The 23,476-nt window shown below is 33.8% G+C and carries 30 protein-coding genes; 17 read left to right on the top strand and 13 right to left on the bottom strand.

What is annotated here, in order from left to right; translation table 11 throughout:
• The first annotated feature begins 1 nt into the window (after position 1).
• The 3 genes from C5F50_RS08925 to C5F50_RS08920 all read left to right on the top strand — a co-directional run bounded on the left by C5F50_RS08925 (position 2) and on the right by C5F50_RS08920 (position 893).
• Complete coding sequence (locus tag C5F50_RS08925; protein ID WP_179371011.1) at positions 2-319, top strand: ATP-binding protein; 318 nt, start codon at positions 2-4, stop codon at positions 317-319.
• A gap of 99 nt (positions 320-418) precedes the next feature.
• On the top strand, positions 419-553 hold the full coding sequence (locus tag C5F50_RS13295; RefSeq protein ID WP_280924448.1) for a hypothetical protein: 135 nt from the start codon (positions 419-421) through the stop codon (positions 551-553).
• Between the two features lie 40 nt (positions 554-593).
• On the top strand, positions 594-893 hold the full coding sequence (locus C5F50_RS08920) for a hypothetical protein (protein WP_179371010.1): 300 nt from the start codon (positions 594-596) through the stop codon (positions 891-893).
• Positions 894-1,074: 181 nt separating this feature from the next.
• Here the strand turns inward: C5F50_RS08920 and C5F50_RS08915 are convergent, their stop codons facing one another.
• The 6 genes from C5F50_RS08915 to C5F50_RS08890 form a co-directional block, all read right to left on the bottom strand.
• Positions 1,075-2,352 carry a glycerate kinase type-2 family protein gene (locus C5F50_RS08915; protein WP_179371009.1) on the bottom strand — a complete coding sequence of 426 codons (1,278 nt, stop codon included), beginning with the start codon at positions 2,350-2,352 and terminating at the stop codon, positions 1,075-1,077.
• 396 nt (positions 2,353-2,748) lie between these two features.
• The gene (locus tag C5F50_RS08910; RefSeq protein WP_179371008.1) at positions 2,749-3,324 is read right to left on the bottom strand and encodes a hypothetical protein; all 576 of its coding nucleotides are present in this window, start codon (positions 3,322-3,324) and stop codon (positions 2,749-2,751) included.
• A gap of 3 nt (positions 3,325-3,327) precedes the next feature.
• Positions 3,328-4,404, bottom strand: a complete 1,077-nt coding sequence (locus C5F50_RS08905) for a hypothetical protein (RefSeq protein WP_179371007.1) — start codon at positions 4,402-4,404, stop codon at positions 3,328-3,330.
• On the bottom strand, positions 4,401-5,069 hold the full coding sequence (locus tag C5F50_RS08900) for a hypothetical protein (RefSeq protein WP_179371006.1): 669 nt from the start codon (positions 5,067-5,069) through the stop codon (positions 4,401-4,403). The genes C5F50_RS08905 and C5F50_RS08900 overlap by 4 nt, the downstream gene beginning before the upstream one ends.
• A gap of 93 nt (positions 5,070-5,162) precedes the next feature.
• Positions 5,163-6,164: a hypothetical protein gene (locus C5F50_RS08895; RefSeq protein WP_179371005.1), complete on the bottom strand. Its 1,002-nt coding sequence runs from the start codon at positions 6,162-6,164 to the stop codon at positions 5,163-5,165.
• A gap of 156 nt (positions 6,165-6,320) precedes the next feature.
• Positions 6,321-6,752 carry a winged helix-turn-helix domain-containing protein gene (locus C5F50_RS08890; protein WP_179371004.1) on the bottom strand — a complete coding sequence of 144 codons (432 nt, stop codon included), beginning with the start codon at positions 6,750-6,752 and terminating at the stop codon, positions 6,321-6,323.
• A gap of 64 nt (positions 6,753-6,816) precedes the next feature.
• Between C5F50_RS08890 and C5F50_RS08885 the strand changes: the two genes are divergently transcribed.
• Positions 6,817-7,098 (top strand): hypothetical protein, encoded by a 282-nt coding sequence (locus tag C5F50_RS08885; RefSeq protein WP_179371003.1) that lies wholly within the window; start codon positions 6,817-6,819, stop codon positions 7,096-7,098.
• A 3-nt stretch (positions 7,099-7,101) separates the two neighbouring features.
• On the opposite strand, the gene C5F50_RS13290 is transcribed toward C5F50_RS08885, so the two are convergent.
• Both C5F50_RS13290 and C5F50_RS08880 read right to left on the bottom strand, forming a co-directional pair.
• Complete coding sequence (locus tag C5F50_RS13290; RefSeq protein WP_280924447.1) at positions 7,102-7,224, bottom strand: hypothetical protein; 123 nt, start codon at positions 7,222-7,224, stop codon at positions 7,102-7,104.
• A gap of 103 nt (positions 7,225-7,327) precedes the next feature.
• A complete protein-coding gene (locus C5F50_RS08880) occupies positions 7,328-7,876 on the bottom strand; it encodes a hypothetical protein (RefSeq protein WP_179371002.1) in 549 nt (182 codons plus the stop codon).
• A 122-nt stretch (positions 7,877-7,998) separates the two neighbouring features.
• Between C5F50_RS08880 and C5F50_RS08875 the strand changes: the two genes are divergently transcribed.
• Positions 7,999-8,586: a hypothetical protein gene (locus C5F50_RS08875; RefSeq protein WP_179371001.1), complete on the top strand. Its 588-nt coding sequence runs from the start codon at positions 7,999-8,001 to the stop codon at positions 8,584-8,586.
• 30 nt (positions 8,587-8,616) lie between these two features.
• Here C5F50_RS08875 and C5F50_RS08870 read toward each other — a convergent pair whose 3' ends face one another.
• On the bottom strand, positions 8,617-8,817 hold the full coding sequence (locus C5F50_RS08870) for a hypothetical protein (RefSeq protein WP_179371000.1): 201 nt from the start codon (positions 8,815-8,817) through the stop codon (positions 8,617-8,619).
• Positions 8,818-8,963: 146 nt separating this feature from the next.
• Positions 8,964-9,299, bottom strand: coding sequence for a helix-turn-helix transcriptional regulator (locus C5F50_RS08865; RefSeq protein ID WP_179370999.1), 336 nt, complete (start codon positions 9,297-9,299; stop codon positions 8,964-8,966).
• A gap of 12 nt (positions 9,300-9,311) precedes the next feature.
• On the opposite strand from C5F50_RS08865, the gene C5F50_RS08860 reads away from it, so the two are divergent.
• The 8 genes from C5F50_RS08860 to C5F50_RS08825 all read left to right on the top strand — a co-directional run bounded on the left by C5F50_RS08860 (position 9,312) and on the right by C5F50_RS08825 (position 14,283).
• Positions 9,312-9,581 carry a M12 family metallo-peptidase gene (locus C5F50_RS08860; protein ID WP_179370998.1) on the top strand — a complete coding sequence of 90 codons (270 nt, stop codon included), beginning with the start codon at positions 9,312-9,314 and terminating at the stop codon, positions 9,579-9,581.
• Positions 9,581-9,718, top strand: coding sequence for a hypothetical protein (locus C5F50_RS08855; protein WP_179370997.1), 138 nt, complete (start codon positions 9,581-9,583; stop codon positions 9,716-9,718). Before C5F50_RS08860 ends, C5F50_RS08855 begins: the two co-directional genes overlap by 1 nt.
• 98 nt (positions 9,719-9,816) lie before the next feature.
• Positions 9,817-10,617: a hypothetical protein gene (locus C5F50_RS08850; protein ID WP_179370582.1), complete on the top strand. Its 801-nt coding sequence runs from the start codon at positions 9,817-9,819 to the stop codon at positions 10,615-10,617.
• Positions 10,618-10,759: 142 nt separating this feature from the next.
• Complete coding sequence (locus tag C5F50_RS08845; protein ID WP_179370996.1) at positions 10,760-11,044, top strand: hypothetical protein; 285 nt, start codon at positions 10,760-10,762, stop codon at positions 11,042-11,044.
• A gap of 200 nt (positions 11,045-11,244) precedes the next feature.
• Positions 11,245-11,577, top strand: coding sequence for a hypothetical protein (locus C5F50_RS08840; protein WP_179370995.1), 333 nt, complete (start codon positions 11,245-11,247; stop codon positions 11,575-11,577).
• Positions 11,578-11,850: 273 nt separating this feature from the next.
• On the top strand, positions 11,851-12,795 hold the full coding sequence (locus C5F50_RS08835) for an iron-containing alcohol dehydrogenase (RefSeq protein ID WP_179370994.1): 945 nt from the start codon (positions 11,851-11,853) through the stop codon (positions 12,793-12,795).
• Between the two features lie 91 nt (positions 12,796-12,886).
• Entirely contained in the window at positions 12,887-13,993 is a 1,107-nt protein-coding gene (locus tag C5F50_RS08830) for an LLM class flavin-dependent oxidoreductase (RefSeq protein WP_179370993.1), read from the top strand.
• A 59-nt stretch (positions 13,994-14,052) separates the two neighbouring features.
• The gene (locus C5F50_RS08825; protein ID WP_179370992.1) at positions 14,053-14,283 is read left to right on the top strand and encodes a hypothetical protein; all 231 of its coding nucleotides are present in this window, start codon (positions 14,053-14,055) and stop codon (positions 14,281-14,283) included.
• Here C5F50_RS08825 and C5F50_RS08820 read toward each other — a convergent pair.
• Together C5F50_RS08820 and C5F50_RS08815 are read right to left on the bottom strand one after the other, a co-directional pair.
• Positions 14,278-14,697: a hypothetical protein gene (locus C5F50_RS08820; RefSeq protein WP_179370991.1), complete on the bottom strand. Its 420-nt coding sequence runs from the start codon at positions 14,695-14,697 to the stop codon at positions 14,278-14,280. The genes C5F50_RS08825 and C5F50_RS08820 overlap by 6 nt on opposite strands.
• A gap of 209 nt (positions 14,698-14,906) precedes the next feature.
• A complete protein-coding gene (locus C5F50_RS08815; protein WP_179370990.1) occupies positions 14,907-15,131 on the bottom strand; it encodes a hypothetical protein in 225 nt (74 codons plus the stop codon).
• A gap of 77 nt (positions 15,132-15,208) precedes the next feature.
• On the opposite strand from C5F50_RS08815, the gene C5F50_RS08810 reads away from it, so the two are divergent.
• From C5F50_RS08810 to uvrC, 4 genes are all read left to right on the top strand, one after another.
• Positions 15,209-15,841: a pyridoxamine 5'-phosphate oxidase family protein gene (locus C5F50_RS08810; protein ID WP_179370989.1), complete on the top strand. Its 633-nt coding sequence runs from the start codon at positions 15,209-15,211 to the stop codon at positions 15,839-15,841.
• 227 nt (positions 15,842-16,068) lie between these two features.
• Positions 16,069-18,024, top strand: a complete 1,956-nt coding sequence (uvrB, locus tag C5F50_RS08805) for an excinuclease ABC subunit UvrB (RefSeq protein ID WP_179370988.1) — start codon at positions 16,069-16,071, stop codon at positions 18,022-18,024.
• Positions 18,011-20,830 (top strand): excinuclease ABC subunit UvrA, encoded by a 2,820-nt coding sequence (uvrA, locus tag C5F50_RS08800; RefSeq protein ID WP_179370987.1) that lies wholly within the window; start codon positions 18,011-18,013, stop codon positions 20,828-20,830. The genes uvrB and uvrA overlap by 14 nt, the downstream gene beginning before the upstream one ends.
• On the top strand, positions 20,827-22,413 hold the full coding sequence (gene uvrC / locus C5F50_RS08795) for an excinuclease ABC subunit UvrC (protein WP_179370986.1): 1,587 nt from the start codon (positions 20,827-20,829) through the stop codon (positions 22,411-22,413). The genes uvrA and uvrC overlap by 4 nt, the downstream gene beginning before the upstream one ends.
• Positions 22,414-22,433: 20 nt before the next feature.
• Here uvrC and C5F50_RS08790 read toward each other — a convergent pair whose 3' ends face one another.
• The gene (locus C5F50_RS08790) at positions 22,434-23,048 is read right to left on the bottom strand and encodes a cupredoxin domain-containing protein (protein ID WP_179370985.1); all 615 of its coding nucleotides are present in this window, start codon (positions 23,046-23,048) and stop codon (positions 22,434-22,436) included.
• Between the last annotated feature and the right edge of the window lie 428 nt (positions 23,049-23,476).

Raw genomic sequence — 23,476 nt, 5'->3', positions numbered from 1 at the left:
GATGAAAATTAGGGGAATTATTACAAATATTCTACAAAATGCTGTTCAAGCAATTGGTCTTAAAGGTGAAATAAACATTAGTCTTGAAGAAGATACAGATTACGCAATAATTAAAATCACTGATTCAGGACCGGGAATTCCAGATGAAAATATTGAACAGATTTTTGAGCCAATGTTTACCACAAAAGATGAAGGAACGGGTTTGGGTTTGGCATCCTGTAAACAATTTTTAGAAATGCATAATGGCTCAATTGCAGTAAATAATAATCCCACTGCATTTACAATTAAACTGCCAAAAATTAGATCTGAATCCATCTGATTTCATTCGGAAAATTTGATAATTTGTCCAGTTAGAATTAATAATATCAAACTTGAACATTATAACTCTGCTAATATGTGGTGATTTGTAATTTATTTTATGAGTGATAAAGACGATGAAATAGCAAAAGAGTGGAAGAAACTAGAGCAGGAAGAAATGAAAGAAGAAGATCATCAACTTGAACTACAAGATAATTATATTCAGGATGAAAAATATGATGATTCTGAGGACTAAATTCTAAACTCTTTTTTAAACCAAACAAGTAAATCTCATAATGGGATTTTTATCTAATTTCAGAAAAGATTTACAAACTGAAAAAAGAAAAAAAGCAGCCCAAATTAATGGAAAAAATCTCAAGGAATTGCTGAAAAAATTCAAAGAGGAAAGAGATAGAATAGAAAAAGAGACTGGTGTAAGACCACAAATTGATGACACCACACAAATGTTTATGCAAAAAATTCTAAATGTTTGGATTGAGGCGGGAAAAGAGATTGATGAAGAAAAATTCTGGCAGGAAGTTGACTATAATAGACAATTCTCTCATCCTGTAGAGTATTATGAAATACTACGATAATTCTTGAACTTTAATTTACGATAGTTTATCTTGAATCAAAATCACAAGTCTTCAGTGATATAGTTGGATAAAGAGTGGTTACGAGTAAAAAGCGGAAGAAGCAAAGGTTGCAAAGACTGCATTACTCATAGATGCGTGCCAAACAGCTGTAGCTGTGATTGTCATAAATGAAATCTACTATTCATCTTAAAATCACACCAATGTCCATTAGATTTGTATGTGTAAAATCTGTGACAATATTTCCTTTTTGCTTTTGAAAGAATCTGCCTGAATCGCTATTTTTAAGAAATTCTTTCATCACGCTCAAATCCACTTTGATATTTTCTATAACTGCACCTGCAAATCGAGAATTCCCATCTATTCCATCTGTCCCCATTGATGCAATAACCATTTTTTTTGATTTTTGAGTGTTTTTTAAAACTCTTAAAACTAATTCTTGATTTCTGCCGCCCACTCCTTTTCCTAAAACTTTCACTGTTGTCTCGCCCCCAAAAATCAGACATGTATTTTGATTATCTGAAATATTTTCAAGAATTTTTGGTACTGCATCTTTAATATCTCCAAAAATTTGCATTGTAGATACTTTGTATCCGATATCTTCAGCTTTTTTTTGCATTGCTTCTAAACAATCCTTGTTAGTTGCAACAATGTAATTTTCAATTTGGGCTTTTTTTGGTGTTTCATTAGTTTTTTCATTTAATCCCTTTTCTAGAATCTGTAAAACTTCAGTTGGCATCTTCCATCGAATTTTGTATTTGTCAATTATTTCTAATGCGTCTGCATATGTTGTATCATCCATGTATGTTGTACCTGATGCAATAGATGAAAGATCATCTCCTTCAACATCTGACATTACCAGACTTACTCCATGACATTTCATATTCTCAATTAATTTTCCACCTTTGATTTTTGATAGGTGTTTCCTAATGCAATTGAACTCTTGAATTGTTACGCCAGTTTTTAAAAGTAATTTTGTAACATGGACTTTGTCATCTAAAGTAATTTCATCAGGCATTGCAAGAAGCGAGGATCCTCCACCTGAGACAAGAAAAATTATTAATTCATCACTTCGCTTATTTTGGACAAATTTCATTACTTCTTTTGCAGCTTTTACGCTTGTTTTATCAGGTTGGGGATGTCTGGAATTGAAAATCTGGAATTTCTTTCCTTTGATTAGTGATTTGGAACCTTTGGGAATTACGACAATTCCATTTTTTATGGGAACTATTGCGTTTAGCGCCCTTGTCATTGAATCTCCTGCTTTTCCAAATGCCACAGAATAGATGTTTGAATATTTTCCAATATTGAACACTTTGCCATTTATCTTAATTTCATTAGGTGTGACATACTTTGGAATGATATTTTGAGGATCTGCAGCTTCGAGACCTGCCTCTAAAATTTCAAGGCAGTCTTTTTTCTTATCTGTAGTTGACAACTCTTTGAAATTTTGTATAATCATGCTGAAACTCAATGCAAGATATAATATTAACAAAAGTATCAATGCTGATTACATTCTGGTATTTTATGCCTAGCTTGTATTGTGAAAAAATAACTACAATCTTGGGTATATTCTGGTTCCATCTTTAAGAATGATTTCAGAGAATATTGAATTTACTTGAATAACTGGCTCTTTGATGTTTCCTTTTGCAACTAAATTGTGGGTGTTTATCACCCATTGATTGTTTTCATATTCTCATTCCCCCAACGCAATCACGTCTGCATCTTGGATCATTTTCTCATCATCCCAAGTTAGAGCCAGTGGTTCAGGATATAGTCATCATCATATGCCATAAAAAGAAAAGATGAAACTAAAATCATTCCAGTTGCAACAACAATTCCAAGTATTATTAAAAGTCTAGTTTTCATTTTTATCAGCTAAAGTCCATTTACTAAAATCTGGTTTAACCCTTGACTTTAATATGGATTCATGAAAAGGCTCATAACACAAGTAACCGTCAATTGTAACCCATCCATTATCTAATTGCTCTTTTGTGCAATTCATATCAACTCTATCGCTGAAGCTACAACTCACTTGAGCCAGTTCCTCATTATAATAAAGATCTCCCTTTACTTTTTCACAAATATCATTTACACCTAGACATGTCCAATTAGTTGCAGTGCCGTTTAATGATCGACATAGATCACCTTCAAGTGATTTTAACATACTGCCAGTTTCAGGATACGCCATCCCTCTTCTATCATTTTCTGCTGGATTCCATAATTTGTCCCATCCATAATACGCTTTAGCAAAAAAGTTAGAAAATATATCCCCTGAATCCATACAATTTGATATCCCATCATCATATGCAGAAGGCCATATTGAAGAACATCTAGATGATGGTTCATAACTAATGGCCAAGACTAAAAGTGCCAAAAATAATACCGCAATAAACAGTATGCCAATAATTAGAATTTTGTACCTATTTTTCATTTTCTATTTCACCGTGATTGAAACTAAGAATAGGTCACTATATTCAAAATCTGGGAAATAATTTGCAATAATTTCCTTTTTCATAAATTCAAGATTCTTACCACCTACTCTGAAATTATATCCGTCCTTGATGAATTGAATTTCATATTCCTTAAATTTGTCTGGCTCGTTATTTTTCTCAAAAGCATTTCCGCCTATTCTAATTACAGTGTCACCTATTTGCCAAAACTCTGAATTTGATTTTACCAGATTTAACAAGTACTGCTGGTCTTGGGCAGTTGCCAATCCAATATCAAATGTGAGGTATCCGTACATGGATGTAAAATCAAAATATCGAAGTACAACTCGATTCCCATCAGACTGAATTTCAGACAGTGTATGCCCTGCAAAATTCAAAGGAATCAAGGGGTAATGTGGATGTGATTTTTCAAATGAATCCATTAGAATTTGAGATCCTGTACTAATTTCATCAAGTGATATTTGGCGACCTACACCAATTACACCGTTTTCATCCAGAGTCCATGTTGGTGGCTCCACATACAAAGAACCATTCTCATCAAGAGACAAATCAAGTTGAGGCAAAGCAACAGGAGTTGTATTGATGACAGGTTTTGGCCCGCCTGTCAACAATCCATCAATTGCTCTATACATGCTTCCCCAACATGGGTCCTCAATTCTTTTTCGTCCCTCATGGGGCCAATATTTTATCAGGCAATGATCACCCACAGATAATGCACTGTACGCTCTAAATGCCGAAATATCATCAGCACCACCGCCTAATTCTTCAGGAAGACGAATCAGAATAAATTTTTGAAACACGTCTCGATTTTCAGTGTCTTCAGGATTTGGATAATAGAAATATTTCATGGTGTTTGGTTTTATCACGGTAATTCCAGATAGGTCAAAACCAGTTTCAACATCTGGTGTTGCCAAAGGAAGTTCAATCAGACAGACATCGCCATTTCGTGTTCCTCCCTTCTCGGCACATAACTTGTCCAAGTTTACAGAATCAATTGCAAATACTGCAAGTATTGATACTCCAATGATAATTGCAGGAATTATCACAAATTTAGAATTCATAGTTCTCCAAAATTATGATTTAGGCTGTGTTTAATGATTTCAGGATACTTGCATTTTATTCCCGTCTCAGAATCTGCCAGCATGTGCCATGTAAGAAAATAATCAACACTGCCAATTCTTTTAACTCCAAGATATTGCACTATGGTCACGCTTGTTCCCTCATAGTTATTACATTTAGCAATAAATGAATCATATTTTTTAATTACAGATGAGAATTCAAACTTGTCAGTAATCTCGTAATCTGTTCTATCCTTGTTTCCAACACGATAGTTCTTGTCTGCAAAGGTCACAAGTGCAGTGTCACCTGAAATTCTAGTCATGTTTTTCATTGTAAAATAACCTACTCCTTGATCAATTGGATTGAAATGAAGTTCGCCATCAATTCCGTTTGGACCAATCACCGTTGACAATGGATAATCTCCATGCATTCTGGGTTTTCCATAGCAATAGAAATTCTTGTTAAGAGTGATAAAACATATAGATTCTTGATCTTGAAATATTTTTTTAAATTCTTTCATGTCTCCAAAAAAATTTGGCCCAACAACTAGACTGTTCAAAGGAACTGAAAACTCGTAAAAATCAGAAATCGCAGAATAATTTAATGAAAGTAGCATTAGTGGCACTATAATTGCACTAATAACAAATAATGTGTTTACGGCATTCATAATTATTCAAACTAAAATTAAGATGGTCATAAAGAGTTTTAATGATCAATAGCGAATCCATACAGGTTTGCACTCTAATTTTCATTTTTAAAATCAAATCCAATATGTCCCAATGATCTCAATGTCATGTGTACCTTTTGGAAACCACACAGTGATAATTCTAGCATCATCGGTAGTTTTCTCTCCATACATATTTTCTTCTCCGTCAATTAAGAGAAAAAATACGTCATCAATGTTATGTCCCATTTTTGCATCTAACAAAACTCGTGGAATTGATATTACCATCTGTCCACCTACAGAGTCCCCTAGTGTAACATGAATGGAGTTGGCATTAGCATCATGCGCAATACTTTGCAAAGTTGCACCATTTAATGAATATTGAATTTCAAACAAAGTGTTGTCTTTTTCAATAGTATGTTTTGTAGGATTTGCAAGTTCAAGGGTTTTGTTAGTAGTTGCCCATCCACGTATGGTTAGTTTTTCTACAGATTCTGGTTTGACACATTTTGGATGGGCATAAGGCATCTTTCCAACTAGTTCAAGACCATCTTTGCACTGTATATCATCATACGAAATTCCTGACCTGAATTGTTTTAATGGCGATGTAATAGACAAGAATTTTTTAAATTCATCTTGAAAATAAAATAAATTATTTTCTGTTTCTAAAATTTGGGATTCTGGAGAGTATGTGTTTATATCATTGAGATTTTTAATGTAAAATAAAACATGATCTCCAATTTCAAATCCTCTTATGGTACTCTGATAAATTCCAGCACTTACTGTTGGTTCCCTCACAGTTATAGTGTCAAAATTTTGAGGATTCTTCAAAAAACTGTTGATCTCAATTGTGTATTCATCTAAATGCATGGTATAATTTTTAACTATGTTTTTTTCAACACCATCTGTTTCTTCTGAGTATTGTATTGTCTTTTCAACATCTACTACTTGGACAGAGATCACATTACCAACAAATATTGTCTGACTTTGGGCCCATAATTCTTCAAGAGGTTGTTCTCTCCACGTCCCATATGAAAAAGATGGAATCAATAAAAATAGAAAAACAATTCCAATAATTACCAACAGTCTACTTTTCATTTTCTTTTTCTCTAAATCAGACAGTCATAAAGTGTTCTAATGAATCCATACAGATTCGAACCAATTTTAGATGTTATTTGTAACAAAATCAGGTTTAATTCATTAAAGTAGAATATCTAATTACACTATCAATAACATGTGGAAATTTATGTATCGTTATTGTGCTGGAATGGTTTTTAGATGTTCGTTTGTATATTTTAGTTCTGTTTGCAGTAATTTTTTTCTACTCATTAAAGATTCTGACGTTACTGCACTTTTTCTTATCTTCATCAATAGTTTCTCATCGGATAATTGATTGTCTGCCACCTTGTCACTCATAATTCCTACGGCATTTTTTATCATTTGAATAACGGGGTTTTTCATGTTTATCGTGTATGGTTGTGTTTTACCTATTTTCTTTGTGGTTTTGATGAGTTCTTGTTGATTTAATGCCTCAACATATTTGGTTGCAGTTGTCTTACTCATACCTACATTTTCTACTATTTCATTAATCGTAAACTCATTTGTAGGAAATTCCAAGAAAAAATCAACAATTCTCATTTGTGGAGATGCACCAAATACCTGAATTATTATTGAATCCTCACTCATGTATGAAATACATGACATATGGTATTTAATATATTACAAAGAAACGTATCCTTGGAGTACTTTAATGAAAAAAGAATTTACTGATCAAGAATTACAGGCTCAAATACTTTGGTCATTGTATGGTCATGGTAAATGGTCAGAAATATACACAAACTATGATAAATTCAAAAAAAGACTCAGTGTTGTTGTAAAAAATAATGGAAAAAATACACACAAACAAGTAAAAAAATTAGTGAATCTAAGACTAGTATTACCTAGAAAAAACTGGGATGCAATAGCATTAAACCCATATGCAAAAAACACAATAAAACAAATGATAAAGGACCATCTAGGTATCGAAGTCTAGTTCTCATTTTGTGCCACATCTTTTGCATTTGTAATATCCTGTGTCTGAAGTATATTCGCCTGGCTCTTCTATTCTTTCTTCGGAGATAAATTCAAAGTCTTCTGAACTGCAAACTTTGCATTTCATTATCTAATTATCAGCCGCCTACCACATTCATAAATAATTCCGCTAATGGTTCAAATCCCAATAGGATTGGTTTAGTGGACCGTGATGGGTTTGAACTCTAGTTTTAATTTTCTTTTTCTCCTAAAGAATAAAATTCCTTCGTACAATCATTAGGATGTATTTTGCTAAATACTACTTTTTCAGTTATTATTGGATCATAATCAGTTACAACAAAGTTTGGATAAAACCTGTTGCCGTCTTTATCAATTAATGTAGCACATAATTTGAATGGAGTTAATGACTGATCATCTGTTATCCTGTGATTTTCATAACCTTTAGGTTCTGCATATTCAATGTTTTGTCTTTGCAATTCAAATTTTATTATCTGTTGCCAATGATGTATTGAATTTGATACAATTTTTCCATCATCCATATAAGCTCTTGTTGCATAGTATGTAGCCCACCCCCTTTCAATTAACTTCTCAGCAGAATTTGGAAATACACACACTGCAAAACCACTTGTGACTTTGAAAATTTGGACTAATTCATCATTGCAGACTACAGCAAAAGGCTTAACGTTATTGTCAATTTGTTCTCTAGGCGATATTTCTGCAAATGCAGTTGATGTCAGGAACCCCATTAGAAACAAGAAAACCACAGAAAACTTCATCATACAACTAATCGAGTAATGGGAAGTTCATAAAGTGTTCTAATCTATTGTAGCAAATCCATACAGGTTTGAACTTGATAAAATAGTATTATTTATGAAGACATATCAATAGAAAAAATTGTAAATTGAAAACTTTACTACTAATCATAATCCCAATAATCCTATTTTTTGTAATTCTTACAGTCATCGTATTTGGTTTTACAAATAATGCTGAACCAGAACCTCAAGCACAATCGGATAGTTGTCCTGAAGGAATAGATTTTATTTATGCATCACGACGCATAACATCTTGTGGAGCAAATCCACCACAAACCGAATTTTCAATTTTGAAAACAGATGGCATAAATAAATGTCAGATAAACCAAGAACAGCATTATTACATGAATGCCGGAAATAATGCATCAGTCACATATAGTTATGAAATAACCGAAAACAAACAAAATCCAAACAAATTATTTGATCTAGATAACGATACTCATTTCATGTGCAAAATAGAAAACGGAGGCTACAAAACATGTACTCCGCATGGAATGCATGTGAATTATGAACTAGGTACAAAACATATTACAGAACTACCAATTATTAAAGAATGCATAGTGCTGAGGAAAAACCAAAAGAACATTGAAGCATACAAAAATGAAATGCAAAAAGCACTGGACTTGGCATTCAAAAATAACACCACTCACATCAAAAAGTTGTCTGAAACTATCTAGTAATTGATAGTATAATTGACAAATCCAAAATCATCTAGTTGTGGGATGTTTTTTTGAGGTCAGTTTGGTTTTGGAACATACTCTTGCTTTTCTTTTAACAGTTTCATTATCTTCTGGATTAACTCCAACAGTTTCTTGAGAAGTTCGTCTTTTGCCTTTACAAGATCCAACAAAGCCCTTATCGGCCTTGCAAGCTGTTGTATGAGCCTGTCTTTTTTGATCAGCAGACAAAACCTGCAGATGAATGGGAATCCACTCTAATTGATCAGGATGTGTTTACTCCACAAAAGCCTACTGATGAGCAGATAAAATTGGCAAAGATGATACGCGGTTGCTCTGATCCATAAGATAAGCCAACTTGACTCGAGTTTATTTTATCACACAGAATACAACGTACTTAAAATCGTACTCTTCTCCAGCATGCTTCTGCTAATCTTTACTTGCATTGTGACTCTGTTTTTTACAACATTCATATTCAGCCCGCGGTAAAGTGTGGTCAATTTCACTGCAGGCCTTCCACTGGTTCCTTGTATTTTTTCATCTTCTACCAACAACCCTGCATTGACTAGTGCCTCAATCTTTCTATACCCCGATGCTTGCGGGATGTCGATTTCATTTAGTATCTCTTGCGGTTTCATTGACTTGTCAATTAGCATGTCTAACATTTTTCTGTAATCATTGTCACCTAGCATCTCAAGAATAATTTCTGTCATTTTTGGATGGGTTTGTTGTATAATGATCTGTATAACAGATGGGTTGATGATACAAGACAACGACATCTTGTACATTTAGCTAGTGGCAAATCTCTGAGTGGTGAATCTGGTGTAGCTGCCCAGTTAGGAATAGCAAATCCTAAACAGAATGGATATGGCTTATCTGAACAGGATCCTAATCACTCAAGTTACTTTCGTAACACCTTGTTTGCCCATGAGATTGGACACAACTTTGGCGCAATACATGATGCACAAGGACTGTCTAACGGAGATACACCATAATGGCTACAATTCCTGAAATAGGAACCGGTCACTCATTTGAGTATTCTGATGGCAGTAAAGGAACATCATTTGACAACGCAAAAACAATTCATGAAAACGCTGAAACATACATTACATCACAATTTCCAATTGTATAGCCAAATACAGTAATGTGATGATCTCCTCTTTTTTTATTTGTCACTACATATAGAATATATAATATACATTGCAGTTATCCTCAATTATCAGAACAATTATGGTTTACAAAGTGAATATTGATATTGTTTTTCTTGTATGTGTTGCATTTCTGATTCTTGCAGTATTACCATTACAGCAATCTATTGAAGTGTATGGGCACCCAATATCTAATCTTAATTACCCGTCATTTATACAATCTGAGTCATTTTCAACAGATGAGGCACATGTGGGAGAAAACATTACAATAACTGGTAAAATCCAAAACCGTTTTGCATATGACATATACATATTCCCTGATGTCTATGTACATGATGATACTGACAGCTCATCTTCTGGTTATTCTGAATTACTTTCCAACCCGCTTTATTTTAACGTGAATTCAACTTTTTCAAACAGCACCATTATACGCCCAAATGAGATTGTAAATTTTAAGATTACACTTACCCCCTTACAATCTGGGACATATCACATTCATAGCTCCACAAATCCCAGTTCCATAGATCCTCGTCAGTGGAAAGAATCAGGACCGAGTTTTTTGGGTCCTGGAAAAACAATAGTGATACATGATAAAACAAACTCCATGAATAATATGTTTGAATCCAACAATGTCAATTCCCCATTAAAACAATACAAATCAGGAATTGCAATTAATGAAATACAATGCCAAGACAACTTGGTTTTAATCCAAAAACATGATGGCTCTCCTGCATGCGTAAAACCTGAAACAAAACAGAAATTAATTGAGAGGGGGTGGGGAGAATCATCTGAATTTTATGGTCTAACAAAATCTCAAAAAGAATTAATCCAACAGAGTAAATTTACCTGTGCAAAAGTAGTGGATTCTGAAAAATGCAAGTAAGGATTAGAAGAAAGGAAATTTTTTTCAGAGAACAAAACTTGTCTGAACCTTCCAACATATATAATGCTGAAATAATTGGGCTTGAAGACTATTATTCCGAAAAAGAACCAACATATTTTCAACATATCTGAGAGCAGAGGGGATGGATTGTGTAACTTTAGTACACAGTGTACAGGGTCCAATAAAAGAAAACAAGAAAATAGATGAGATGGTAATAAGAACAAATTGTTATCATGATCCCAATACTAACGTTTATGAATATGAGGATGATTTCAAGTTTAACACTTCTGAAAAGATAAGAGTTTTTGAGAGTGGAAAATACAAATTTGTCATAAGTGCTAATTATTTTAAAGAGACAAATTTTAGCAGAAAAGGAATTCACAATAAACTAGATTTGAAAATGAAAAGTAAAGTTCAAACCTATTAGGATTCATATATCATAGTTCAAACCTGTATGGGATTTGTACATAAGATATAATGTTTTATGAATGCCTGAATCTGAGAAAAAGAAAATGAAAAACAATATTTTGCTATTTAAAATTTCAATAATTACTGCAGGAATTGTCATGATTTCTTCTATGGTTTTTTGTATTATCCATCTTTGGATTGTGGGATGAATCCAAAATCTTGGAGGATCTTGATTCGTTTGAAATCCCCTCTAGATCAGAACAATTGCCCGAGGTTCAATTATTTTTAGAAAAATACCCCAATGCAGAAATCAGCCTAGATCATGAACGTGGTCAAGTAAAGTATGTTGAAGAAAAAACAGTCAAGACAAGATATGGTGATGAGGATAGGAGATTTTACCTACAAATCCAGTTTAACGTATTGGGGATTCCATCACCATATGTGATTGGCTGTAGTGGGAATAATGCAGGTGTTGCAGGAATAGATGACATGATGGATCAAATACAGTCTGATTGGTGTTTTAAAGGCAATCTTATATCGATAGAGGATTAGAATATGAAAACTAGAGTTCAAATCTATTGGGATTCACTCAATATCTACAAAAATAGTTAATTCAATTACTTTGTGATACATAAAATGCATTTTAGGTGTGCGAAGTATGGTATTTTAATGGTATATTTGGCAGAAAAAAATATTCGAACCTTTTTTTGATCTGACTATTTGTCATGAATTTTAGTTACTTTGTCATCTTTTCAGAGAAATTTCAAAGTATAATGCATGTTTTTGATTGCAAGATATAATAATAATCAATGATACCTTTGATTCATGCACACAGTACATATTCCAAAAGTTATCAACTTTGGAGAAAACGCACTTGGTGAAACAGAGTATCCAAAAAATGCCCTAGTTGTAACAACCGTTCCACCAGAACTTTCTGATAAATGGTTGGCAAAAATGGGAATCAAGGATTACCTCTTGTATGATCAAGTGAAACCTGAACCATCAATTGATGATGTCAATACTGTGATTTCACAATTCAAAGACAAAGATCCATCTGTCCTAATCGGACTAGGTGGTGGAAGTTCAATGGATGTCGTAAAATATGCTGCACCTGAGATGAAAAAAGAAAAAATCTTAATTCCAACAACCTTTGGAACTGGAGCTGAAATGACAACTTATTGTGTTCTAAAATTTGATGGAAAAAAGAAATTGTTACACGAAGATAGATTTTTAGCTGACATGGCTGTAGTCGATTCATATTTTATGGATGGCACTCCAGAGCAAGTCATCAAAAATTCTGTCTGTGATGCATGTGCTCAAGCTACTGAAGGCTATGACAGCAAACTCGGTAATGACTTGACTAGAACTCTGTGTAAACAAGCATTTGAGATTCTCTATGATGCAATAATGAATGACAAACCTGAAAACTATCCATACGGTTCAATGTTATCTGGAATGGGATTTGGTAATTGCTCTACAACCCTTGGACATGCTTTGTCCTATGTATTCTCAAATGAAGGTGTGCCACATGGTTATTCCTTGTCATCTTGTACTACAGTTGCACACAAGCATAACAAGTCAATCTTCTATGATAGATTCAAAGAAGCTATGGAAAAACTTGGTTTTGACAAATTAGAACTCAAAGCCGATGTTTCTGAAGCTGCAGATGTTGTAATGACTGATAAAGGACATTTGGATCCAAACCCTGTCCCAATATCTAAAGACGACGTCATTAAATGTCTTGAAGACATCAAAGCAGGTAATTTGTAAAAAATTCCTTTTTTTACCTTTTTTCTATTTTCTTGATAAACTGCGAAATTGGCAGCTTGATGAAACTTTTTATGCTAATACTCTAAGGTAATTGTACTTGGCTTCAAAGAAACTCAAATTTGGCATTCAAAACGGATTAAATGTCGCAAGAGCTGGTTACACTGAAGACCAAATTTTAACGGCTTGTATGCTTGCTGATAAAACTGGATATGACTCTATTTTCTACATGGATCATACCAATGTCCCACAATGGAAAAATGCCACTGTGTTAGATCCATGGGTTATGTTATCTGCAATAGCTGCTGTTACAAATAATGTTGAGTTGGGAACTTGTGTTACCGATGCAATTAGAAGACATCCATCTAATATAGCACTAGCTGCAATTACTCTTGATAGAGTTTCAAAAGGTAGGGCAATACTTGGAATAGGTGCAGGTGAGGCTCAAAATTTAAAAGAGTTTTGCATTCCATTTGAAAAACCAGTTTCAAAATGGGAAGAACAAATTGAAGTTATTCATACTTTGTATAACTCTACACCGGACAATACTGTTGATTATGCTGGAAAATATTATCAATTAAAAGGTGCGTGTTTGCAAGCCCCACCAATTAGAAAACCACGTCCTCCAACTTACATGGCATCAGGTGGTAAGAGAACATTAGAATTGACAGGAAAACTCGGTGACGGATGGTTGCCAATCGGTTACACTCCTGAATTATTTGAGGATCATAAAAAACAAATTGAAGTGTCAATGGATAAACATGACAGAACTCAGGAAGAAAAAGACAACTTCCAAATGGCTTTAGATATTGATGTATACTTTTCTGAAGATGCAGAGGAATCTTGGGCAAAAATGAAAGAAGCAGTAAAAGTTAGTTTATTCAAGCCAGAAGTTTTGAGAGTTCACGGATTAAAAGAAATTGAAGGCTTTGATTTTGTAAAATACTTTACAGAATATTCAATGTCTGATCAAAGCTGGATTGTAAAAATGAGGGAAGCGGCTACCAAAATCCCAGACAAGGTAGCACGTTCATCTACTGCAGTTGGAACTCCAGAAGACATCATTCCGACATTTGAGCGATTCATGGATGCTGGTGTTAACCACTTTGTAATTAGATTCTGGGGTAAGAACTACTTTGGCTCAATTGATAAATTTGCAAGCCATGTGATGCCTGCACTTCGAGAAAAAGCCAAACAATAAGGCATTCTATACCATAACATATAGAAAATAATTTACTTTACTTGTTTTAATGATGTGTGATGGATGACGAACTTTCTGAATCAGTTAAAAAATGTCTTGATATTTTAGATGAAAATATCGAAATCTTGGCAAATCTAGAATTTGATTTGGATGATGAACAGGAAGACGAGTTGATCCCAAACATGGAACTTTATAATTTGTATGATATGACTGAAGATGTTGCTGAATCCGCAAAACTCAAGCGTGCAGAATTTAATTTTTCACGAAGACAGTCTGAAGATTCTTTATGATTTGTGAGGTCTTTTGTTTTTGGCTTTTGTAAAGGCCTTTGCTCTACGTTTGTTTTTCTGTTTTTCCAATCTTTTTCGTGTACGCTCTGTTGCATTTGTTGAACCCTGAATAATTTTCGTTTTGCTTCCGTCCCTTAACATGATCTCCTTTCCTTTGAATCTAAATTCCACATCTCGGCATTTGACATGGTATTTTTTGAGGCAGAAAAATATTCTATTATTTGTTCCATGCATGTCTTTGACTTCTTTTGATTTTTTTAATTCGTTGAGAACATTTCGAAGTAAACCCTTGTCAATATCTGTAATTCTATGTATTTCTCTAAACCAGATGAATTTTGACTCTGAACCCCATTCTTCTAAGAGTTTTAGTACTTTTTGAGTAGCATTTTCATGCTCTTCATTAATTTCATTCATCTACTTTGGTGTCCTTCTCCTAAATTTAGCAATTTACATTAATGAAAAGTATGAATGGAAAAAGTCAATTTTTAGAATGTTTCTTGTTTTTGATTATTTTTTAAATGGTGTATTATGGGCGCTGAATCAAAAAATGAGTGCACAAATCTGGAATGCAAAATTTTAGAAATTAAGAAAATGGCCAAAGAATTTGATAAAGAAGAGTAGAATTACTTTTTTGATTTTCTCTTCATTTCCTTTAATCTAGATTTGGTTACTTTGACTGATTGTTTTTGATTATTTTCCATTTTGTTTGCAATCGAATCAATTTGCCTGATAATTTTTGATTGTGATTCTGTGGAATTTGCCTTTAGTAGTTTCTTTTTTAATTTTTTTAATTGGTCCGAATAATTCTTAAAATCATTTTTTAATTCATCAAGATACGGATCATCCATAATGATTTTTCATCTATCTTGTATTTTAGGCATTTTTTATGATCTGGATTTATAATATTATTTATTTTAATTAATTTATGCGACTAGTTGGAATCCTTCAGATTAGATCATATGAGAAAATAAAAGAATTTTTACATGAAGAACATGTGGGACGTCTATCCAGTATCGATGTAAATGGATTTCCTCAAATCATCCCAATGAATTTTGTATTTCTAAATGATGCAGTTTACATGCATTCTCATGTAAAGGGTGAAAAATTAGATAATATTTCTAGAAATAACAAGGTTGGATTTGAAGCAGACAGAGAACTAGAATTTTTACCCTCATATTTTGAGGATCCTCATAATGCGTCGCTTGCAGATACTCTATACATCAGTGTTGTAATAAAGGGAATTGGAATATTTGTGTCTGATAGAGACGAAAAAACACTTGCACTCAATGGACTGATGAAAAAATACCAGCCCGAAGGACAATATGATCCAATTGAATCTGATATGCGAGTTTTAGATGCTGTTAGCATAATCAAAGTTATTCCCAAAACTATTCATGGCAAGTACAAAATAGGGCAACACTTGAAGCCCAAAGATAGACTGGATCTTGCAAAAAATATTTTGAAAAAAAACTCTCCAACATCTACACAAACTCTAAAAATTATGGGTTTTGAGGAAACAACTGATGGTTTAAGAATGATTGATGAGCCCATTTGGTAATTTGGATGCTGTTTTTCATGCTTTATCTCAGTTTGTCCAAATAGAACATTGTTACTCAGATATCAACAGGGACAAAATAAAAATTCAATCCTCGATTAAGAGCCATTAAACCATCTAATTTTTTTCCAAATATTTTTTTTAACTTTGTGACTGTGAATTGTTTTTTGTTTACCTTTGGTTTTGAATTAAGAAACGTTAGCTATAAGTTCAGTTTTCAAAGATTGTAGATGTTGGAGCAAACATCTAGATTTGAATTGGTGTCTGACTATTCTCCTACAGGGGATCAGCCTCAAGCAATTGGTATTCTAGTTGACGGTGTAAAGAAAAAATCCGTTCAAACATTACTTGGAGTTACAGGAAGTGGAAAGACATTCTCTATTGCAAATGTAATTGCAATAACAGGAAAGAACACCCTTGTAATTTCTCATAACAAAACTTTGGCTGCTCAACTTTATTCGGAACTCAAGCAGTTCTTTCCAAAAAACAACGTGGGTTATTTTGTTTCATATTATGATTATTACCAGCCAGAAAGTTATCTTCCTCAAACTGATACCTATATTGAAAAAGATACTCAAATTAATGAAAAAATTGAAAAATTAAGACTAGAAGCAACTGCAATGCTTCTATCAGGAGAGCCTACCATAATTGTCTCTACTGTTTCATGTATTTACTCTCTGGGAAATCCAAAGGACTGGGAGGACTTGGCAATAACATTGAAGACTGGAGAAGAAATTAAACGAACAGAGATAATTAGAAAATTCATTGATGCAAGATATGAAAGAAATGATACTGAAGTAGCACCAGGAAACTTTAGAGTAAAAGGTGACACCATTGATGTAACTCCTGCATATTCTGAAGACCTAGTGAGAATTTCTCTGTTTGGTGATGAAATAGAAAAAATTGCATTACTTGATCATGTTTCTTTACAAGAAAAAAAGAAAGTATCTCAAATGAAGATTTTCCCTGCAAAACACTATCTTATTGCAAAAGATGTCCGTCAAAAAGCTGTTAATTCAATTAAAAAAGAATTGCAAAAACGATTGCCGGAATTAAATGAATTAGAAAAACAAAGGCTTGAAATGCGAACAAAATATGATTTGGAAATGATTGAGGAATTAGGATATTGTTCTGGAATTGAAAATTATTCTCGACATTTTGATGGAAGATCATCTGGGGAAAAAGCATTCTGTTTGATGGATTTTTTTGGAGATGATTATCTTTTGGTAATTGATGAATCTCATGTAACATTGCCTCAACTTCATGGGATGTACAAAGGGGATCACTCAAGAAAAAAAGAACTTGTAACTTATGGATTTAGACTGCCAAGTGCATATGACAATAGGCCCCTAAAATTTGAGGAGTTTGAAGAATACATCAAAAACACAATATTTGTCTCTGCAACTCCATCTGATTACGAGAAAAAAATCTCATCGAAAATCGTCGAGCAGCTTGTAAGACCTACTGGTCTACTTGATCCAATAGTGGAAATTAGGCCCACCAGGGGCCAAATGGATGATTTGATTAATGAAATCAACAAAAGGGCAGCCAAATCTGAGCGTGTTTTGGTGACTACTCTTACTAAAAGAATGGCAGAAGATTTGGCAGAATATCTCTCCAAAAAACAAGTCCGGGTCAGATACATGCATTCAGAAATTGAAGGGTTGCAAAGAACTGAATTAATCAGGCAGTTACGCCTTGGAGAATTTGATGTTCTTGTTGGAATCAATCTGCTTCGAGAGGGATTGGATATTCCTGAAGTATCACTAGTAGCAATTTTAGATGCAGATAAAGAAGGATTCTTAAGAAACTTTACCAGTCTAATTCAGACCTGTGGTCGTGCAGCAAGAAATGAAAATGGGACTGTGATAATGTATGCTGATAACAATACACAATCTATGATAAATACAATGAATGAAACAAAACGTCGAAGAGAAAAACAAATTCAATATAATCTTAAACACAATATCACGCCTAAAACTATCATAAAATCAGTACCAGAACAAGAAACTACCTTAGATGAATCTAAATTAAAATCCACACATGATCTAAATAACGACATTATTGATTTGGAAGCTCAAATGAAAAAATATTCTGAAGAATTGGACTTTGAGCGTGCAATTGAATGCAGAGATAGAATAAAAAGACTAGAAAAGGAGATTCAATTCAAAGATGGCAGAAAATAAATTAAAAATTCGTGGAGCTCGACATCACAATCTAAAGAATTTAGATATTGATATTCCAAAAAATAAACTAGTTGTAATTAGTGGTTTGTCAGGATCTGGTAAATCCACATTGGCCTTTGACACAATTTATGCAGAAGGACAAAGACGATATGTTGAATCACTTTCTGCATATGCGCGGCAATTCCTAGAAATGATGGACAAGCCTGATGTTGATTCTATTGAAGGACTGTCTCCTGCAATTTCCATTCAACAAAAAACCACTAGTAAAAATCCTCGCTCTACTGTTGGTACCACCACTGAAATTTATGATTACATGAGATTACTTTATGCAAGAATTGGAATTCCATATTGTACTAATTGTGGTAGAAAGGTATCCACACAATCAGTTGAGAGAATATGTGATTCTGTACTGAAAGATTTCTCAGGAAAAAAGATCCTTGTTTTGGCCCCTATCATTCAAAGAAAAAAAGGGACATATGAGAAATTATTTGAGCAAATCAAAAAGGATGGCTATTCTAGAATACGCCTAAATGGCGAAATTTTGAGCCTAGATGATGAGATTCCGCCACTTGATCGTCAAAAATGGCACAATATCGAGATAATCGTTGATCGAATTACCACTGAAAAATCTGAGAGATCTAGAATCTTTGAGGCAATTCAGACTGCAATAAAAGCATCAAAGGGGGACGTAATGATTGCAACTGACAAGACTGAAAAAATTTTCTCCCAAAATAATGCGTGTCCCTATTGTGGATTGACGGTTGGTGAATTAGAGCCGCGTTCATTTTCTTTTAATTCACCATTTGGAATGTGTAAAACCTGTAATGGTTTGGGGGTAAAGATGGAATTTGATGCTGATTTAGTAATTCCTGATAAATCAAAATCGATTTTAGATGGAGCAATAGTTCCATGGAGTGGACGATTCTCATCATTTAGAAGACAAGCATTAAGAGCGGTTGGAATGAAATTTGGTTTTGATTTAATGACTCCTTTGGAGAAAATTAAACCAAAACATTTTGATATTATTTTACATGGTACATCTGATTTAATTGATTTCAAGTATCGGTCAAAATCTGGAGATTCATCTTGGCAGTATACTGATGCATTTGAAGGCGTACTAGTAAATCTTCAACGAGTCTTTATGGAGACTGATTCTGAATCAAAACGAGAATGGCTAAAACAATTCATGCGCGATACTCCATGTACCACATGTGATGGTAAAAAATTAAAACCTGAATCTCTTGCAGTAAAAATCAATGAGCAAGGAATAATGGATGTCTGCAATATGTCCATTGATCATTGTTATGATTTTTTCTCCACTCTAAAATTAACTGAAAACGAACAATACATTGCAAAAGATGTTCTAAAAGAAATCAAAGAACGTCTAGAATTTTTAATGAATGTGGGATTAAATTATTTGTCATTAAATAGGTTAAGCTCCACATTGTCTGGAGGGGAATCTCAAAGAATTCGATTGGCAACCCAGATTGGCTCTAACTTGACTGGTGTTTTGTATGTTCTTGATGAGCCAACAATTGGATTGCATCAACGTGATAATGCTAGATTAATTAAAACGCTAAACAAGCTACGAAATCTAGGAAATTCTGTTATTGTAGTAGAGCATGACGAAGAAGTTATACGAAATTCAGACTGGATAGTTGATTTGGGGCCTGGTGCAGGCGTTCATGGAGGAAACGTGGTTTTTGAAGGAACTGTGAATAAAATTCTTAATGGGAGTGACTCTATTACCGGCGCATATCTAAAGGATAACTCTCTGATATCATTACAAAATAAAATTCGCAACAGGTCTGGCTCATTAATAATTAAAAAAGCATCAGAAAATAATCTTAAAGATATCGATGTGGAGATTCCATTGGGGCTTTTCGTATCTGTAACTGGAGTTTCGGGTTCTGGAAAATCCACTTTGATTAACGATGTATTGCTTAAAACCTTGGAAAGCCATTTTTACAAAACAAATGTCAGGCCAGGTAATCACAAAGAGATTGTTGGTTTAGAAAATATTGATAAAGTCATAGCAATTGATCAATCACCAATTGGAAGAACGCCCCGTTCAAATCCTGCAACCTATATTGGGGCTTTTACTCCCATTAGAGAACTATATGCAAACACGGCATTATCAAAAGAGCGTGGTTATGCTCCAGGACAATTTTCATTTAATGTAGCTGATGGTAGATGTTTTGCATGTGATGGAGATGGCGTTAAACAAATTGAAATGCAGTTTTTATCTGATGTTTATGTAAAATGTGATGAATGTAAAGGAAAAAGATACAACACTGAAACATTATCTGTGTTGTACAAGGGTAAAAACATCTCAGATATTTTAGATATGACAGTTTATGAGGCATTAAATTTCTTTGAAAATATTCCTTCAATTAAACGAAAACTGCAAACAGTATATGATGTTGGATTGGGTTATATCAAACTTGGGCAATCCTCAACTACACTTTCTGGTGGCGAAGCACAAAGAGTTAAACTTGCATCAGAACTATCTAAACGTGGTACTGGAAAAACTCTCTATATCTTAGATGAGCCAACAACAGGATTGCATTTTGCAGATGTTCAAAAATTACTTGAGGTTCTTAATCGATTGGCAAACTTGGGAAATACTGTTGTAGTAATTGAGCATAACATGGATGTAATCAAAAATTCTGACTGGCTAATTGATCTTGGACCTGAAGGAGGAGATGAGGGTGGTAAAATTGTGGCTACGGGTACGCCTCTGGATGTATCAAAGGCGCCAGGGAGTTATACTGGAAAGTTTTTGAAAAAAATTATTAAAAAATGACTTTTGATCTTTCCACAATTAACATTCCCACCAATCCTGGAATCTATCTGATGAAAGATTCTGATGAAAAAATTATCTATATTGGCAAAGCAAAAAATTTGAAAAACAGAGTTAAATCATATTTTACAAAAAATCAAAACTACAAGACACAAAAACTCGTGGAAAAAATTTCAGACATTGAATTTGTTTTAACAGATAATGAAAGTGAGGCTTTTCTCTTAGAATCAAATATGATTAAAAAATATCGCCCCAGATTCAATATTGAACTAAAAGATCAACAAAGGTACACATATCTTAGAATTTCTGATGAAAAATACCCTCGATTACTAGTTGCAAGAAGAACTAGAGATGGAAAATTTTTGGGTAAAGGAAAAACTTTTGGCCCCTTTACCCAGGGTAGCTCAAAGTTACTCACTATTGGAACTCTGCGAAAAGCATTCCAAATTAGAATCTGCAAAACTTTACCAAAAAAAGTGTGTCTTGAATACCACTTGGGAAATTGTGAGGGGCCTTGTGAATTCAATGATGCTCAGAAAAGATACGTAAAACATGTTTCTGCCTTGGAGGATGTTCTAAAGGGTAAAAATCAAACAAAAATTTTTACAAAAAAACTAGAAGAGGAGATGCATCAAGCCGCAGAACTACAGCAATTTGAGCGGGCAAAAGACATTCGTGATACTCTGGTTAGACTTGGAAGCCTTCAGACTAAGCAAAAAATGGAGTATGTTGACAAATCTGATGAGGAATATTTTGGAATTGGTATTCAAGAACAATCTGCAACTGTGATGAATTTTAGAATGATTAATGGTGTGATTCGAGACAGTGATAAATTCTTTTTTGATCTGGTGGCTGATAATTCTTTTTCAAATTTCCTTTTCCAGTATTACTCTACTCACAAAATTCCTAAATTCATTCTAGTCAGCGAGATTCCTGAAAATAAGGCGTTATTGGAATCTTTACTTTCAGAGCAAGCAGGATTTAATGTACAAATTTCCACTCCTACCAAAGGAAAAAGAAGGGATATTATTAATCTGATTTTGAAAAATATTCAATTAATTCATTCAAAGGGTGGCGATCCTGGATTAGTTGAATTAAAAGAAATTCTAAATTTGCCTGAAATCCCTAAAATAATTGAATGCTTTGATATTTCTAACCATGGAGTGGATTTTGCAGTGGGCTCGATGTCTAGATTTGTAGATGGAAAACCAAACAAATCTGGATACCGAAAATTCAAAATTAAAACTGTCTATGGAAGAGATGATTTTGCAATGATTGGCGAAATAATCAAAAGAAGATACTATCGATTACTGGAAGAAAATTCTGAATTACCTGATTTGGTAGTTGTTGATGGTGGAAAAGGTCAACTTAATTCTGCAATTAATTCTTTAGAGTCTTTGGGATTGAAACTACCGTGTATTTCTTTGGCAAAAGAAAATGAAGAAGTTTATGTCCCAAAAAATAAAAATCCAATTGTTATTTCTAGAGAGAAACCCTCTCTGAAAATTTTACAGCATGCTAGAGATGAAACTCATAGGTTTGGTGTGGCATATAATAGAACAATTAGAAAAAACAAAATAAAATAAGAAAAAAGGAAAGTTTTTGGTTAGTTCACTGTAACACTGCCAACCATCCAAGGATGTACCATACAAAAGTAATCATAGTTGCCTGAATCACTAAAGGTAAATGCAAATTCTGCACCTGCCATGACTAGACTGCTATCAAATACGCCAGATGGGCCATCTACTGGATTTCCACCAGTCACTGTATGAGCTGCTGAGTCTGCATTAATCCAATTTACTGTATCTCCAGCATTAATTGTGATGTCTGCTGGTATGTAACATGCATTAGATTCTTCACATCCTGGAACTGAAGTACCTGCTGGAATATTAACAGAATATGTTTTTGGTCCTGCTGGTTTTTCCATAGTGGATTTTTCTTTAGTTTTTTCCATGGCTGCTTTCTCTTCAACTTTTACAGATTTTTCTGCTGGTTTTTCCATCTTCTTCTCTTCAACTTTTGGAGCTTCTTGCCTTACTTTATCTGCAATATCTGCAAATGGGTCTGCTTGTATTTTTGGCTCTATTGTTTTAGTTGAAACACTTGGAGTGGAGACTACAGGTGCGGCATCTTGAGCCGCACCCAAAGAGAATGCAGCACCTACGCCTATAGCTACGATTGCAATTGAAAATGCAATTGCAGCTTTATCTATATCTGCCATAATTAATCCGTTATTTTACGTATAGTAAATAAATCTAATTATATCTGTAGGATCTCTTTCCACGCCCAGTACCTCACATCTTTTACTTTGGATGTCATGATGAAAACAAGAAAATATCGTTAATTTAGGATTATTGAATTTTAGAGTAACCTGTCTGAATATTGGCCGTATAGGATAGATATCTGATTTATTCCCAAATTTGAGAATTATGAGGCAAAAAATGGTGCTGTTCCAAAAAAATTAATAAATCCGATTGGTATACTGTAAAAATACTGTCCTGAGTGGATCATTTACTTGTAGGTTCTTTGAAAGAAGTAATTCAGAAGAATCTTACTAATTCAGAACAACTACAAAGTTCTATTCTTCAATCCATTCCAAGATAATCCATCACAAATAGATTATAAAAAATAAATGAGATTGAAAAGATA

It is taken from the genome of Nitrosopumilus ureiphilus (assembly GCF_013407185.1).
GTDB classification, from domain to species: domain Archaea; phylum Thermoproteota; class Nitrososphaeria; order Nitrososphaerales; family Nitrosopumilaceae; genus Nitrosopumilus; species Nitrosopumilus ureiphilus.
The sequence above is the reverse complement of the archived record's forward strand: the minus strand, read 5'-3'. Positions and strand labels throughout refer to the sequence as shown.

What these genes read in the sequence shown, in the direction of transcription:
- C5F50_RS08925 (WP_179371011.1), top strand. Translation starts at nt 2, where the DNA reads ATGAAAATTAGGGGAATTATTACAAATATTCTACAAAATGCTGTTCAA.
- C5F50_RS13295 (WP_280924448.1), top strand. Translation starts at nt 419, where the DNA reads ATGAGTGATAAAGACGATGAAATAGCAAAAGAGTGGAAGAAACTAGAG.
- C5F50_RS08920 (WP_179371010.1), top strand. Translation starts at nt 594, where the DNA reads ATGGGATTTTTATCTAATTTCAGAAAAGATTTACAAACTGAAAAAAGA.
- C5F50_RS08915 (WP_179371009.1), bottom strand. Translation starts at nt 2,352, where the DNA reads ATGATTATACAAAATTTCAAAGAGTTGTCAACTACAGATAAGAAAAAA.
- C5F50_RS08910 (WP_179371008.1), bottom strand. Translation starts at nt 3,324, where the DNA reads ATGAAAAATAGGTACAAAATTCTAATTATTGGCATACTGTTTATTGCG.
- C5F50_RS08905 (WP_179371007.1), bottom strand. Translation starts at nt 4,404, where the DNA reads ATGAATTCTAAATTTGTGATAATTCCTGCAATTATCATTGGAGTATCA.
- C5F50_RS08900 (WP_179371006.1), bottom strand. Translation starts at nt 5,069, where the DNA reads ATGAATGCCGTAAACACATTATTTGTTATTAGTGCAATTATAGTGCCA.
- C5F50_RS08895 (WP_179371005.1), bottom strand. Translation starts at nt 6,164, where the DNA reads ATGAAAAGTAGACTGTTGGTAATTATTGGAATTGTTTTTCTATTTTTA.
- C5F50_RS08890 (WP_179371004.1), bottom strand. Translation starts at nt 6,752, where the DNA reads ATGAGTGAGGATTCAATAATAATTCAGGTATTTGGTGCATCTCCACAA.
- C5F50_RS08885 (WP_179371003.1), top strand. Translation starts at nt 6,817, where the DNA reads ATGAAAAAAGAATTTACTGATCAAGAATTACAGGCTCAAATACTTTGG.
- C5F50_RS13290 (WP_280924447.1), bottom strand. Translation starts at nt 7,224, where the DNA reads ATGAAATGCAAAGTTTGCAGTTCAGAAGACTTTGAATTTATCTCCGAA.
- C5F50_RS08880 (WP_179371002.1), bottom strand. Translation starts at nt 7,876, where the DNA reads ATGATGAAGTTTTCTGTGGTTTTCTTGTTTCTAATGGGGTTCCTGACA.
- C5F50_RS08865 (WP_179370999.1), bottom strand. Translation starts at nt 9,299, where the DNA reads ATGACAGAAATTATTCTTGAGATGCTAGGTGACAATGATTACAGAAAA.
- C5F50_RS08855 (WP_179370997.1), top strand. Translation starts at nt 9,581, where the DNA reads ATGGCTACAATTCCTGAAATAGGAACCGGTCACTCATTTGAGTATTCT.
- C5F50_RS08850 (WP_179370582.1), top strand. Translation starts at nt 9,817, where the DNA reads ATGGTTTACAAAGTGAATATTGATATTGTTTTTCTTGTATGTGTTGCA.
- C5F50_RS08845 (WP_179370996.1), top strand. Translation starts at nt 10,760, where the DNA reads ATGGATTGTGTAACTTTAGTACACAGTGTACAGGGTCCAATAAAAGAA.
- C5F50_RS08835 (WP_179370994.1), top strand. Translation starts at nt 11,851, where the DNA reads ATGCACACAGTACATATTCCAAAAGTTATCAACTTTGGAGAAAACGCA.
- C5F50_RS08825 (WP_179370992.1), top strand. Translation starts at nt 14,053, where the DNA reads ATGGATGACGAACTTTCTGAATCAGTTAAAAAATGTCTTGATATTTTA.
- C5F50_RS08820 (WP_179370991.1), bottom strand. Translation starts at nt 14,697, where the DNA reads ATGAATGAAATTAATGAAGAGCATGAAAATGCTACTCAAAAAGTACTA.
- C5F50_RS08815 (WP_179370990.1), bottom strand. Translation starts at nt 15,131, where the DNA reads ATGGATGATCCGTATCTTGATGAATTAAAAAATGATTTTAAGAATTAT.
- C5F50_RS08810 (WP_179370989.1), top strand. Translation starts at nt 15,209, where the DNA reads ATGCGACTAGTTGGAATCCTTCAGATTAGATCATATGAGAAAATAAAA.
- uvrB (WP_179370988.1), top strand. Translation starts at nt 16,069, where the DNA reads ATGTTGGAGCAAACATCTAGATTTGAATTGGTGTCTGACTATTCTCCT.
- uvrA (WP_179370987.1), top strand. Translation starts at nt 18,011, where the DNA reads ATGGCAGAAAATAAATTAAAAATTCGTGGAGCTCGACATCACAATCTA.
- uvrC (WP_179370986.1), top strand. Translation starts at nt 20,827, where the DNA reads ATGACTTTTGATCTTTCCACAATTAACATTCCCACCAATCCTGGAATC.
- C5F50_RS08790 (WP_179370985.1), bottom strand. Translation starts at nt 23,048, where the DNA reads ATGGCAGATATAGATAAAGCTGCAATTGCATTTTCAATTGCAATCGTA.